Origin of the sequence: Streptomyces sp. NPDC001822 (assembly GCF_042892135.1) — a bacterium.
Lineage (GTDB): Bacteria > Actinomycetota > Actinomycetes > Streptomycetales > Streptomycetaceae > Streptomyces.
Map to the genome: position 1 here is coordinate 1 of NZ_JBIATW010000020.1, position 12,915 is coordinate 12,915.

Consider the following 12,915-nt stretch of genomic DNA (forward strand, 5'->3'; position numbering starts at 1 on the left):
CCATCCCCGCAACTACCTGGCCTTCCTCGGGCTCGCCGCCGCCCTTTGTTGCTACAAGCGCCTCGCCCGCCTCACCACATAGGACACGGTCTTAGGTCCTTTGCCAGCCGCAGCAGGTCCCCGCGGACATTGCGCTCCAGATCCAGGCCATGATCCATCAGTTCGAGGTAGTAGGTTTCCTTGCCCAGGATGTCCTGGTAGGCGGCCGCTACCTCTCGGGCTTCGTCGTACTGGTTCAGCCTCAGCCGGGTCTGGATGGCACCCGAGGGGCATCCGGTCGTGCCGATGATCCCCTCGGAGTGCTCAGAGATCAGCTCCATGTCCATACGGGGCTTGCCGGCTGGGAACTGTCCCGTGTAGCTGGCCTCGGTCGAGAGGTAGAACAGGTTCCGCAGGCCCTGCACGTTCTGCGCCCACATTGTCATGTGGGTAAAACGGCCCCCGCCCGAGACGTCCTTGGATCCCTCGCCGTCATCCGACAGCGCTCGCACGCCGCCGGGCCCCCAGAACTCCTGCTTCCGGTTCCGGCGGCTGGACGGAGCTACGTAAGCCTCGATCCCGATGATCGGCTTCACACCCTCGAAGCCCTTGGCCACCTGCTGGAACTCGTAGGCCCCGAACATGTTTCCGTGGTCGGACATGGCGATGGCCGGCATGCCTTGGCGGTCGACCTCGGCGAACATCGGCCTGAGCCGCTGAGCCCCGTCGAGCATGGAGTATTCGGTGTGATTGTGCAGGTGAACGAAGGAATCAGGCACCGGCTACAGACCTCCACGGCGGGGCAAAGGGAGGCGTTCACCCTAGCGCCGGAGGGAGCGCTGGACAGCGCCCTGGCCTGTCGTCGCGCCACATTGTGAGCGCTTGAGGCTGTGGCCTCGGGCGTTCACAACCAGCTTTTCGCCCGACTTCGCTGCAGCAGAAGGCGGCGCTCTCGGGCGTGGCGCGCGTGCCAGCTTTCGGCCGCTGACAGACCCCTGACGCCACACAATGTGCCACCTGCGCGGCCCCAGCAAAGGAAAGTTGCTGGACCTCGATGGTTCCTGGACGCGCCAAGTGCCCCGGCGGCGGCGGGCGACGTCAGTCCTGCCAGGTGCGCAGCCGTTCGGCGATACTCGCCGCAGTCGAGCGGGGGTTGTACAGATCTGCGGCCAGGGCAGCGAGCTGGTCGCGGTCCGGGTCGACCGCGATGCCGCTGGCGTTGAGGTACATGACCGCAACCGCGCAGGCGACGGTGAGGTTGGAGCGCTCCAGCCACCGGCAGCGGCCCAGCGTATGGACGAGGGCGGCGGCCCGGGCGTGGGGGCCGCCGTAGACCGGCTGCTCGAGGAGTTCCGCGCGGTGGCGTGCCACTGCGGCCAGGGGGACGCCGAGGTCATCGGGTGCGGGGTCCCGCTTGCCGGCGCGTTCGGCGACTTCGAGGATCCAGGACAGGTCGACGTGCAGGGACATGCTCACGCGGCGGCGCCCGGGTTTCGGGAGGCGGGGGTGTGCTGGGCGTCGAGGGCGGCCTCCAGGTCCTCGAGGAAGCCCCCGTGCGTGTCGATCATGTGTTGGGCAGCGGCCATGCCTGCCGCGCGGGCCCCGGTCGTGTCTTCGGAGATGAGGCGCTCTACGTACTTGTTGAAGTCCAGTCCTCTTGCGGCCGCGGCGTCTTTCCCTGCGGCAAGGAGGTCGGGGGCGAGGCGGAGTTGGGTCTGCTTCCTGTCGCTACTCATAGTTAATGGTAGCAGGGTGGTAGCATCCCTTGCACTCCCCCTGGCACCGCGAGAGAACGATCAGTCATTCCGCGCCCTGCAGCGGCCGTCACGACTTCCCCGGTTGCGCTTTATCGCGCGCCGAATCTCTATCATCCGGGAGCGTACAGCTGCTCTGCGCCACTGGACCTTCGGCTATTTGGACCTCCACGGCCGCCCTGTTCCCGCACTGCGCCGACGGGATGCCGCGGCGTCACACCGGACCGAGTTGACGGAATTCATGCGCACTTCGGGGGAAGAGGGACGAAAGAATGTTTGACCTGAGTTCTCCATCGAGGGAGGAGGCGAGGAATTCGGTGCAGGATACGGAGAAGTGCTCCCAGCGGTCGCCTCGCGCCTCGTTCACCATGACGGTCCACTGGTCTGCTTCACGGCCTGGCAGAACCAGCCAGTAGAGGCACTCGCCGTTGTCTGTTGTCGCCCAGGGGATGACCCGGGATCCTTCGGTCTCCAGTTCTGCCGGCTTCTTCTCGAATTCCCAGAGGTCTTCGAGGTCTTCAGCTTGGTTGGCTGCCCAGTCGATGAGGTCGTAATTGTCATTCGGGCAGCCAGGCTCTAGGACGTACAGGTAGTCGTCCCAGTTGCTTCCTCCGTAGACGCGGATCAGTTCCTTGTAGTCGGCGGGCAGCGCGATCCCAAGGTTGCGCTCGGCCTCGCTCCAATCCTTTTGACGGGGCTTACCCGGCGCCGGGACGATGTCGAGAAGTCGCGTAAGGGCACTGGTCATGGGGGTCCTCTACCTTGGGCTGAATTTTGGATGTAATGCCAATGGATGCTATTTGATCGCCTGTGTCAGCCGCCCCTTTTCTTGTTGGGTATGAATGCTGTGTTCCCCGACTCGGTTATGCCGGTACTTCTGTGCTGAGTGAACTCGAACCCGTCCGATCCATAGGCTTCGATGTAAACGCCCGTGGGAATTTTGTCGCTGCCATTGTATCGGGGGGTGACGCTGTACTGAATCGTCTCCCCGGACTCGACTGCCGCCCTGACCTGGTTTTCGATGTGCCGCATGACAGGGGAATTTGCGTAGGAGTGCATCGTGACGAAGTTCGCCGGATCGTAGTTGGATCCGCCGAGCTGTGCACCAAGGAGGTGAGCTCGGTTGTACCCCTTGTCCTTCTGCCAGCCGGGGGGATCACCGTGCGGGTCCGTGGGGTTCTTGCCCATCATGTCTTCTCCCAGCGTGGCGTGCATTCCCGTCGGCCGTCCGAGGTCGTCCAGGTCGCCGTAGGTGACCCTGCCGTCCCAGGTAGGGTCATCCGGCTCGTTCTTCCTGCAGGCAAAAAGCCCGAGAGGATCGGCCCACAGCAATGGGTTGTTGACGTAGACCGCTGGGTTCGGGGCCGGGGCCAGTCCGAGGGGATCCTGGCTGAGGTAGCGGGCCGATTCCGGATCGTAGTAGCGGAAGTAGTTGTAGTGGAGACCGGATTCGACATCGAAGTACTGGCCCGGGAAGCGGAGCGGGGTGTAGGCCGTGGCATCCCGGTTCCATGTTGTCGTGCCCCAGAGGGTGGCGCGGGTCCTCCAGGCCAGACCGCCGCGTTCGTCGACGAGCTCCGTCGGAGTGCCGATCAAATCGGTGACGATGGCAAAGAAGCGTTCGTCGTCCGTGTCCGTGCGGCGTTCAGTCTGCGACAGGGGGCGTTGGCCCGCATGGTTCCAGGTCAGGACGACGTTCGCCGTCATTTGCTCGCAGAGGGTGGTGCCGTCCCACGTGAAGTGCACCGTCTCGGATGGGGACTGCTTGGATATTCGGCGGCCCAGGGGATCATAGGCGTAGCGCCAGACGGTGCCGTCCGGTGTGGTCACCGAGGTGAGGCGGTCCTCCGCGTCCCACTCATAGCGCCAGGTGTCGGGTTTGCGGGAGAGCCGGATCTTCCGGCGCCGGGTGATCCGGCCTTGGCCATCGTGTTCGTATCGGACGTCACCAGCCCTGATGATGTGAGTGCCCTCGTACGCGCGCGCGCCCGTCGCTGAATGGGATGGGTGAGTCGCCGGCCAAGAGGCCTGCGTCTGGTTGCCGGCCTCGTCGTAGGCGTACCGCTCCGTCCAGCCCTGCGCATGGACGCCTATGACGCGCCCGGCCGGGTCCACGTCGAAGCCTCGGGCGCCGGAGAAGACGTCGCTGGTGCCGACGAGGCCCCCGCCCGCCCCGTAGGTGTACGTGCGGTGCTGGAGGGTGCGGCCCTGGGAGGTGGTCTCCTGAGCGGTCAAGCGGCTCATGACATCGAACGATGACGTCAGCGCCACGACGTCCGAGACTGAGCGTTCCACTTCGCGACCCGCGGCGTCGAAGGAGAAGTCGATCTGGCGCCCGGAGGCGATGAGTTTGATCCTCCGGCCGGCCGCGTCGTACGACCATTCACTGACTGCGCCGCCGGGAGTCGTTCTCCCTACTCGCCTGCCCAGTCCGTCGTATGTGTACGTCAGCGTGCGGCCGTTGACCTTCTCGGATCTCAGGCGGCCGAAGCGATCTCGCAGGCGCTCCAGCCTGGCATCCGGACCGGTAGCCACCCCGATTTCGTCGAAGATGTCGTATTCGAAGGTCGTGACCGCATTGCCTTCGACCTCTTTGCGGATCACTTGGCCCAAGGCATTGTGAGCGAAGTCGATGCTCTGTCCCAGGCCATTCGCTCGGGACACCATGCGGCCTGCGGCGTCGTAGGTGTAGCTCAGCGCCCGCCCGTCGAAGTCCGTTTCCGTGTTGAGGCGGCCTGCCTCGTCGTATGCGTAGTCCCAGGTTTGGCCCAACGGGTTGGTGACCCGCGTAAGCCGCAGATTGGTGTCGTGGGAGAACTCGTGGCGGACCCCGTCCGGGCCGGTGCGCGCGGTCAGCAGGTCGAAATCGGTGTACGCAAAGCGAGTCGTTCCGCCCATGGCGTCGGTGTGGCTGAGGCAGTTGCCCTCGCCGTCGTAGGTCCAGGATTCGACTGTGCCGTCGGGTGCGGTGCGCCGGGACGGCCGGCCCTCGACCGTCCACTCCATGCAGGTCTCGGCGCCGAGGGGGTCAGTGACCCGGATCCTGCGGCCGAAGGCATCGTGTTCGTAACGAGTCGTGGCGCCCAGCGGATCGGTGACCTCGCTGGGGAGTCCCCGGTGGTCCAGCGTCAGCAAAGTCGTGGCGTCGAGCGGATCCGTCACCGCGGTAAGCCGGCCCCCCACGTCGTAAGTGAACTTGGTCGTCGCGCCAGAGGGGTCAGTTACCGACGTACGGTTGCCTCGCTCGTCGAAGGTCTGGCGCGTGATGTTGCCGTCCGTGCCGACAAGGCGTATCGGCATCCCGTTGCCGTCGTACTCGGCCCGCGCCCGTCGTCCGTCCGGACGCTCCACAAGCGTGGTGCGGCCGTGTTCGTCATAGGCGAGGCGGGTGACGTGGCCCAGCGGGTCCGTCCGTGACAGCAGCCGGTTGTGACGGTCGTATGCAAAGTGGGTGACCGCCCCCAGTGCGTTGATCTCGGCTACAACCTGGGACAGCTCGTTGACTATGAACCGCTTCGTGTAGCCGAGGCCATCTGTGAGGGTCGTCTCGCGCAGGCCGGTTGTCGCGTCCGTGTCACCCCAGGTGAATCGGTACTCGACGTGGCCGTTGGTACCGCACTGGTAGACGCAGCGATCCAGATCGTCGTAGACATAGTCGTAATGGCTGCCGTTGGTATCGGTCCACGAGGTGATGCGCCCACGTTCGTCGCAGTCAAATCGTAGGGGGCGGCCGGAGGAATTGGTTACCTCCGTCAGGTGGCCGTCGGTATAGCCGTAACGCAGGATCTCCTGGTCGGATCCGTCCGCAACTGCTCCGGCGAGGTGGAGAGCCGTCACTCGGGCGCCGCTCGTGGACAACTTCAGGTGGTAGCCGCCGTGATGAATGATCGAAGTCGGGGCGCCCGCTTCGTCGTATTCGAAGCTGATCAAGCGGCCGTTGCGGTCGTCGATCTGGGCCAGGAGCGCGACGTGGTCACTGTGGTCGACAAAGTGCCGGACGTTGCCGGTGTCAGGATCGGTGAGGGTGTAGCCGTCCGCGACCCGGTCCAGCGGCCACCTTCGACCGTGCGTGGGCATGACCGGGACTCCGGGCGCCGGATGCGGATACGCCAACAGGCTGCCCTCGTCGCAGCTAAAGACCACCCCTTCCGCATCGATGTCCAACCTTTGGTCCACCGTGCTCGACCATGCCGGACCAAACCAACGACCCGAACGCCTCGAGGAATCGAAAGTACGCCGAAACACCAGGGGAAGTGATCCAGGAAGGGCGATGTCTGTCTGCGGCAGCAGCATGCGACCGGTCGCCATGTCCACCGGGTCGCCTTCACAGACGTTGTCGCGACACTTGTTGCTGCTGTGATTCGGATCCTTCTCATAGTCTCCCCGACTCCCCCCGGGCTTTCTCCCATCGGGCAGGTGCTTGGAACCATTCAGTCCGACGCGCAGACCTCCCTTGAGCAGGCCCGCTCCCTTCTCTCCGAGCACTTCGGGCACCAGTCGGCCGAGGAACTCCGACGGGTCACCTTTCGCCGCATCCCAGGCATCTTTCAGCGCCCTGTCCGGGTTCGCGGCCGTGGACACCAGACCGGCAAGCGTCATATTGACGCCCTTGTAGTACTCCGCCGGGTGGGTCAGGTTGTACGGGTCCGTCGGGTTCACCGAACGGACAAAGTTGATCAAACCTGCCGTACCCTTAGTGACTCCCCCACCAAAGTGGGCCAACTCGAAGCCCTGGCCCACCCCATAGTCCATCAGCTCGAGCTTGGCCTTCTCAACCCCCGTCGGCTCCTTGGGCGCGTGGGCAAGAGCGGCATGCATCGCGAATTTCGCCGACTCGCCGGCCTCATTCCGTGCGCCTCGCGCATCGTTCAAGATCTCCCGCGCGCGTAGGCGTTTGGCCTTGCCCGGATCAGAAAACTTCCCCGGGTGCGGCAACGGGCTGTCCCCGGTGCGCGCCGCGTTATAGGCGTCGACCTTCTCGTTGAACGCGTCGACCGCCGCCCTGGTGTCCTTCTCACCCTCCTTGTACAGCGCAATCGCCTCACGCGCCTTACCTTGCGCGCTCACGACCGCCTTCGAGTACGTCTCCAGCGCCGCGGCCGCATCCTGCATCGCGTCCGCCGCCTGCAGCCAATCGGTCGGCAGCGTCTGGAACTTCTCCCGGAAGGAATTGGCCGCCTCACCCTTCCAATGGCGGGAATCCAGTCGCTTCATGCCGCCGCCGACCAGGTCGAACGCCTTCCAGAAATCCCGCAGATTCTTCACTGCCTCGGCAATTTTCTCCGGCTTGCCGTGGATCAGCTCATTCGCTTCCTCGCTCTGCCCGAGTTGCTGCTCCCCCACCTCCGCGCCAAGAGCTGAAGCAGTCTCATCACCCCAGTCCTCGACCGCATCGGCCCAGTCATGCGCACCGACCTTGTCCAAGCCCTCCCCGGCCTTGTCGGTCACATAGTCGACACCCTCGCCAACGATCTCCTTGCCCTTATCAATGCCTCGGTCAACGCCGTCAACGATCTTGTCGCCCCACCCCCAGACGTCCACCATCAGCGGTTCTCCCCCCACCGCGGCTGCTCAGCCTGACGAATGGTCTCCTGCGATGGATCCAGCTGCTCCTTCAACCGCTCATCCACCGCTGCCCGCAACGCCGGATCGACCAGCCCGTTGCGCTCCATCGAGTCAAGCGCCGCGTCCTCCACGTCGTAGGCGGTGTTCTTCCAGGTCTGGTTCACCTCGGCCTGGGCGGCGTCCCATGACTCGCGGCTGTAGTCCGGGTTGTCGTACGCGGACTGGCCCTTGATCGTGTCCCAGCTCAAGGCCTTGACCTCGTCCTCGGACGCATGAGGATTCCCGTTCAGGGAGTTCACACCGATCTTGAACGAGTCCTTGATGTACTGCTCCTGCTCCGCATACGAACCCGCCGACAGGCCGACACCGAGGGCGAAGCCGTTCCCCTTCTGCGTCAGGGCCCGCACACCCCACTCCCAGCGGTTGCAGAACGTCTCGAACTCCGACGCCAGCCCGCCATGCCCCAACTCCAGCCCCGACAGCGCCAGATCCGAGAACCCCCGGCCCGTCGACGCCTGGCCGATCATGCCGAGATCCTTCAGCTCCGCATGCGCCAGATCGATGCCCTTCGCGATCTCAGCCAACGCCTCCGGCGGCACCTGAAGATCCGCGTTCTCCCCGCTCACCGCATCCCCCCGAGATCCACCGCAACCGCGTCCGGCACGATGCCCGCCACCGGCGGGAACAACATCCCGCCCTCCACACTGCCCGCATCCAGCGCCACCCCGGCCGGCCCCGGCAACAACGGCACCATCACATCCAGCAACCGCGCGCCCAGCACGCTCTGGTACGCCCACTCCCGTCCGGCCTCACCACGAGCCGACGCAAACCGGGCCAACGCCCCCTCATCCGAGAACGCACAGATCCAGCGCACACCACCCAGCTCCGCCGACCAAAGATCCCCTGCCTCATCGTGCGGGACTAGCACCGCGGTTCGCCGGAACTCCCCTAGCAACACAGCAAATGCGCGCCGAGCCGCGCGTAGCTGGCCCTCACCCGTCCCAACCGGCTCCGCTGGGCCAGGTGCCGATGCAGCACGTAGTGGCGTTTCGGCAACAGGACACTCTGCAAGGTCAGCGAGCCTGGAACGCCGAGCCGACGGGTCTGCTTTGTTACCCCCGCTATCGAACATATGTCGAATGCTGTCACGGCAGTCTTCCCGGAAGCAACGAGCAGACGTGGGCTCCACTCTGCCCGGAGCACCAGCACAGTGGAGGCGTGAAGCTGCCTTATGTGCTCTGTGGCGCCTCCGGATGCCCCCTCGCGGCAGGCGCCGAAGCCTCAGCAGGGGTCGCACCTGCCGTCACATCGCCCTCGTCCCGCCGTTACTCGGATATGGCACTCGTCTCCTGATGTGCCTGCTTGTTGCGAGAAGGCGAGTCGAACCCGGAGACGGTCGAGGCAACAACAGGCCCCGGCTGCACGCTTGAGCTGGCAGCCCATCGCATCAACTGTCGGCCTATGCCGTTCGTCGTTGGCGGCGTCAGCCATCCAACTCAGACGGCGGCCATGCTCTCCAGCCCTGCCACACATATCCCGGTCTCACCCACCGCGCAGACGACGTCGCGGGAACCGACTGCGCCCTCAGTCTTGCCGGGGTCGGAGTAGATAGCCGGGCAAAAGGACAACGCCTCGGACGACGAACCCGTACACCACAGGTCACGGACGGTCTTCCGTTCACACAAGGTATGAGCCGCCCTTTTCCCCGCTCCTCGGACCGAACCCTCTCAAATCAGCGCTTTGACCGCCATGGTTCACCGGGTTGAGAAGGAGGAGCGGCAGGACAAGTCTCAGGGGATGCGAGTGACGTCAGGAGAGACGACAGCAAGAGGCGCATTTGCAGGGCGCTATGACTCACGAACCCCTCCGCTCCCCCAGCGATGACACTGACCCGGATCTACACAGTGGGCACACCGGCGAATACTGCCTCCAGCCACTCCCCCGCCACTTGCACAGGCATCGCCAAGCTCTCGGACAACTACGCGACCTCCACAGCAGACCTCTGCCCAAAAGGTAAAAAAGGGGAATATCTAGCGAAGGCCTCGAAAGCTGAGCTTCATAACGGGCCTTCTGGCGCCCGATCTCCGCATCCCTGGTGTGACGACACCAAGCATGGGATCGCAGGCCACCAGCGAGGCGTACAGGCGGTTTCACTCTCCACCAGGTGAGCGAATTGAGCCTGAACGGGTGAATAGCGCGAAACGTTCTCCAACGCAGTGCTGCAGCAAGTCCGGGATACGGAAGTAGACGCGCCGGTCGTGACTCCGGCGCAGGCCTGGAAGCCCCCGTTGAACGGGGCTCGCCGGCTACGTTGCCCTTCCAGCTCGCCTGCTAAGCCTGGCGGCACTCCCCCGCCAGAGGCCTGGCGGGTGTCGCCATGCAGCCAAAGTCCCAGCCGCATGCAGATGAACGTCCCCGCTATGTCGCGGGAAGCGGCGCGGCAGAGATCTCGGTTGAGCTCGTCAGGCGGGCCGAAGACACTGACTTCGAACAAGACCTTCAGTGAATGGGGACAGGTGTTCGGCGATGAAGTCCTCGCCACCGCCATCCTCGACAGGCTCCTGCATCACTGCGACGTGATCTCCATCAACGGCCCCAGCTACCGGCTCAAGAACCGCCTCAAAGCTATCGAGCGGGACACCGACGTGGCCTGAACTAACTGCCCGATCCTGTCATCGCACGACGAGAATCTCGGGCAGTGGCCGGCGCCAATCACCCTGCAGGCTGACCAGCAGGTCGCGCGCGAGGGTCCGAACCTGACGCCACCCTGCGTCGGTGGCCAGCGCTTCCCTTGACCACCGCTCGGCGTTCTCTCTGCCGCTCATCTCCTCGAGCACCGCATCAATCAGCTGCAGCTTGCCCCAGGCTTCCGTGTCCAGGAACTCTTCCTGCTGGCAGTCGGCCATCAGGCGAAAGGCGTCATCGAATTCCAGGGCCAGCTCGTCGGTCACGACCTTGTACTTGTCGACCCAGGCGAGTTGATCGGCCGAGTCCGCACCAAGTACCGCAAGCGCTTCGATCATGCGCTGCCAGCGGAAAGAAGCCCCAGGAGTCCCCACCCGCACATCCTCGCACGATCACGATCCGAGCCACCGAACTGGGGACGTTCGTTCGTACCGAGCTGGGGCCTTCCACTCGTACGTCGACAAGTGAAGGGCTGGCCGACCTTGGTCGGGCGGGTGGTGGCCGTCTGCATGACGAAGCCCTCGTCATCAGGACTGAGCAGGCGAGGACGGCCTCCCGCCCACTGAGGGTCCAGGCAGGCCAGACCGATCTCGTTGAACCGGTGGATCACATCGCGGACGGTGTCCTCGGCGGCCTGGACCAGCTTCGCGATCACCGGGGCCCGGTTCCCGCCGGCCGAGGCCAACAGCATCATTGCGCGCCGGAACCGCACCGAACTGGTGCTGCCTCGACGCACGATCTGCTGCAGCTTCCGCCCCTCCTGCTCGGTTGACCTGCGCACACCGACAGGCTCGGCCATCGCGCCTCCAGCGGTCGGATTGGACGTCACCGCACACGTCCAACCGCCGCGGCCACGAGCCGGGCGAACCTGCCAGGTCGGAGGGCTACTTCTCGCGCAGATTCTCGACTTCGGCGGCCAGCACAGCCATATCGCGGACGTGCGTGTAGTACCTGGCCGCGTTCTCGTCGTCGATCGCAGGGAGAACTTTCTCGAACACCGCCGTCAGCCGGATCAAGCCTTCACCGCGCTGTTCGTCAAGCGGGCCTTTGAGAACGCCCAGGGCGTAACCGCAGGCGTCCGCATCAAGCATCACCATGTCCTGGTCCTCGATGCCCAGGCTGCGGAAGCCTGGCGGAAACGACATGGCCATGTGCTCGGCCATCACCTGCGAGAGCGCTTCGAGCTTCTCTTCGAACATGCACAAGATCCTGCCGGATCCCACCCCGGCGAACCAAAGCGGTCACGGCACTACTGAACTTGAATACGTGACGTCGGCAGCTTGGATCAGGTGATTACCGCTTGCGGTTGGGGCTCCACTCGTAGGCTCCCGGGGCCGTCTCTATGACTTCCCGGGGCCAGGCCAGCCGGACCTGTTCCAGTCGCCCGCGGTGCTCAGTGATCCAGTCTCCGGGCCGCGTTCCCAGGACCGCCGTAAGGCGGTCCGGGTCGCTGACCTGGATCGACAGCCAGCCGTCTTCGTGCATCTGGATGTCGAGGCTCAGGCCGCTGTCTCCGCCGATGCTGGCTGTCTGGCCGGGTCGCAGATTGGACAGCTGCTGCTCCCAGGAGTCCAGGTCATGCGGGAGGAGGAAAAGGTCGAGCCGGGCGTCGACGAAGCTCGCGGAGGCGAGCACGTCCGCGTGCAGGATGTCGTGGCCGGTCAGCACGCCCGGCTGGAGCCGTCGCGTGACGCGCACGATGCAGCTGTTCCCATCTGGATCGGCGAGGTGGATAAGGTCTATTGGAGCGGGCTCCGTCATGAAGTTTCTCGCTTTCGTGCGCTGGTGTGGGCACATCGTCTCCTATCGCCGGTCGAGCGACACCGTCAGGACCCGGCCTGAGAATCAGGGGCCCAAGGGGCCAGGCCGGTGCCGGCGAGACAGCCGTTGACGAGGTCCGGGCGGTACTGGATCTGCTTGAGCCTGCGCTTGACGGCCCGGGTGATCTGGCGAAGGTCGGCTGCGGCGAGGTTTCCGATGTCGCGCTTCACCAGCGACCAGATGCCCTCCTGCGGATTCAAGTCCGGTGAGTAACTGGGAGGCTGGAAGACGGTGAGCCAGTCCGCGTGGTCGGCGATGAACGCGCGCAGTGGCTCGGCCAGGTGCATGCGCAGGTTGTCCCACACGAGCACGATCGGGCCGCCGAGCTGGATGTGCGCTCTGACCAGCAGGTCGCGCAGGTCGCGCCAGCCGATGCCCTTCGGCTCGTCTTTGCGGCCCCGGTACTCGCGGACCGAGTAGAACATCCTCGATCGCTTCCCCGGCTTGTAGCAGGTCAGCCCGGCCATGGATACCCGGCCCGAGCCCCGGCCACGGACCCGGGCCACCGGTATTTCGCCCTTGCGTCCCCAGCTTCTCGCGCGCGGCGGCGTCATCGACTGTCCGGCTTCGTCCTCGAAGACGATCCAGCCGTCACACGCCGCCGCGGTGCTCTTACCCGCGACCAGGTCTCCCTTTTCCAGACCTCGACCGCCGCGTCGTCGCGTTCGATCGCCCGCCGGGCGGGCTGCTGCCAGGACCAGCCGTGCCGCTTCAGCAACAGCCACGTGCCTTGCACCGTGTAGCTCACGTGGAACAGCCGGCCGATCAGCGTCTTGATCCGGGCAAGCGTCCACCGCTGGTCGGTCCAGCCGGGGACCAGCGGCCACCAGCGGCCCCTTTCCAGTTCCCGCTCCAGCCTCGCGAGCTGCGCTTCACCGAGCCTCGGCCGCCCCGGGGAACCCTTTGATAGGACCCCCGCCTCGCCGCGCTCGCGCCACTGGCGGCGCCACCGCTCCACCGACCGCTCGCTGACCCGCAGCACGGCAGCGATCTCGCTGTTCTTCTGCCTGCCCTCGAAACGTTCCACGGCCCGCAGCCGCACCCGCTCTCTCACAGCCCTCCCGGCGTCGGTCAACCTGCCGCCCTGTGCGTACCTCACAGTCCAGGGCTA

The 12,915-nt window shown here is 65.2% G+C and carries 11 protein-coding genes and 3 pseudogenes; 1 reads left to right on the plus strand and 13 read right to left on the minus strand.

What is annotated here, in order from left to right:
- Nucleotides 1-92 precede the first annotated feature (92 nt).
- The 7 genes and pseudogenes from ACFYY2_RS31610 to ACFYY2_RS31640 form a co-directional block, all read right to left on the minus strand.
- A pseudogene (locus tag ACFYY2_RS31610) lies at nucleotides 93-758 on the minus strand (PHP domain-containing protein); the annotation flags it as partial.
- A gap of 319 nt (nucleotides 759-1,077) precedes the next feature.
- Entirely contained in the window at nucleotides 1,078-1,449 is a 372-nt protein-coding gene (locus tag ACFYY2_RS31615; protein ID WP_388749567.1) for a fic family toxin-antitoxin system, toxin component, read from the minus strand.
- 2 nt (nucleotides 1,450-1,451) lie between these two features.
- The gene (locus ACFYY2_RS31620; protein ID WP_388749389.1) at nucleotides 1,452-1,715 is read right to left on the minus strand and encodes a hypothetical protein; all 264 of its coding nucleotides are present in this window, start codon (nucleotides 1,713-1,715) and stop codon (nucleotides 1,452-1,454) included.
- A gap of 232 nt (nucleotides 1,716-1,947) precedes the next feature.
- The gene (locus ACFYY2_RS31625) at nucleotides 1,948-2,481 is read right to left on the minus strand and encodes an SMI1/KNR4 family protein (protein WP_388749391.1); all 534 of its coding nucleotides are present in this window, start codon (nucleotides 2,479-2,481) and stop codon (nucleotides 1,948-1,950) included.
- A gap of 65 nt (nucleotides 2,482-2,546) precedes the next feature.
- Nucleotides 2,547-7,277 (minus strand): putative T7SS-secreted protein, encoded by a 4,731-nt coding sequence (locus ACFYY2_RS31630; protein WP_388749393.1) that lies wholly within the window; start codon nucleotides 7,275-7,277, stop codon nucleotides 2,547-2,549.
- On the minus strand, nucleotides 7,277-7,924 hold the full coding sequence (locus ACFYY2_RS31635) for a hypothetical protein (protein ID WP_388749395.1): 648 nt from the start codon (nucleotides 7,922-7,924) through the stop codon (nucleotides 7,277-7,279). Before ACFYY2_RS31635 ends, ACFYY2_RS31630 begins: the two co-directional genes overlap by 1 nt.
- Nucleotides 7,921-8,430: an SseB family protein gene (locus ACFYY2_RS31640; protein ID WP_388749397.1), complete on the minus strand. Its 510-nt coding sequence runs from the start codon at nucleotides 8,428-8,430 to the stop codon at nucleotides 7,921-7,923. Before ACFYY2_RS31640 ends, ACFYY2_RS31635 begins: the two co-directional genes overlap by 4 nt.
- Nucleotides 8,431-9,766: 1,336 nt before the next feature.
- On the opposite strand from ACFYY2_RS31640, the pseudogene ACFYY2_RS31645 reads away from it, so the two are divergent.
- Nucleotides 9,767-9,952 (plus strand): annotated as a pseudogene (locus ACFYY2_RS31645) (ATP-binding protein); the annotation flags it as partial.
- Between the two features lie 18 nt (nucleotides 9,953-9,970).
- Here ACFYY2_RS31645 and ACFYY2_RS31650 read toward each other — a convergent pair.
- The 6 genes and pseudogenes from ACFYY2_RS31650 to ACFYY2_RS31675 form a co-directional block, all read right to left on the minus strand.
- On the minus strand, nucleotides 9,971-10,321 hold the full coding sequence (locus ACFYY2_RS31650; protein WP_388749399.1) for a hypothetical protein: 351 nt from the start codon (nucleotides 10,319-10,321) through the stop codon (nucleotides 9,971-9,973).
- 125 nt (nucleotides 10,322-10,446) lie between these two features.
- Nucleotides 10,447-10,782: pseudogene (locus ACFYY2_RS31655) on the minus strand (transposase); the annotation flags it as partial.
- 85 nt (nucleotides 10,783-10,867) lie between these two features.
- A complete protein-coding gene (locus tag ACFYY2_RS31660; RefSeq protein WP_388749401.1) occupies nucleotides 10,868-11,182 on the minus strand; it encodes a hypothetical protein in 315 nt (104 codons plus the stop codon).
- A 94-nt stretch (nucleotides 11,183-11,276) separates the two neighbouring features.
- Nucleotides 11,277-11,780: a DUF5959 family protein gene (locus tag ACFYY2_RS31665; RefSeq protein ID WP_388749403.1), complete on the minus strand. Its 504-nt coding sequence runs from the start codon at nucleotides 11,778-11,780 to the stop codon at nucleotides 11,277-11,279.
- Nucleotides 11,781-11,809: 29 nt separating this feature from the next.
- Complete coding sequence (locus ACFYY2_RS31670) at nucleotides 11,810-12,358, minus strand: transposase (RefSeq protein WP_388749405.1); 549 nt, start codon at nucleotides 12,356-12,358, stop codon at nucleotides 11,810-11,812.
- Complete coding sequence (locus ACFYY2_RS31675; protein WP_388749407.1) at nucleotides 12,355-12,903, minus strand: winged helix-turn-helix domain-containing protein; 549 nt, start codon at nucleotides 12,901-12,903, stop codon at nucleotides 12,355-12,357. Before ACFYY2_RS31675 ends, ACFYY2_RS31670 begins: the two co-directional genes overlap by 4 nt.
- Nucleotides 12,904-12,915 lie beyond the last annotated feature (12 nt).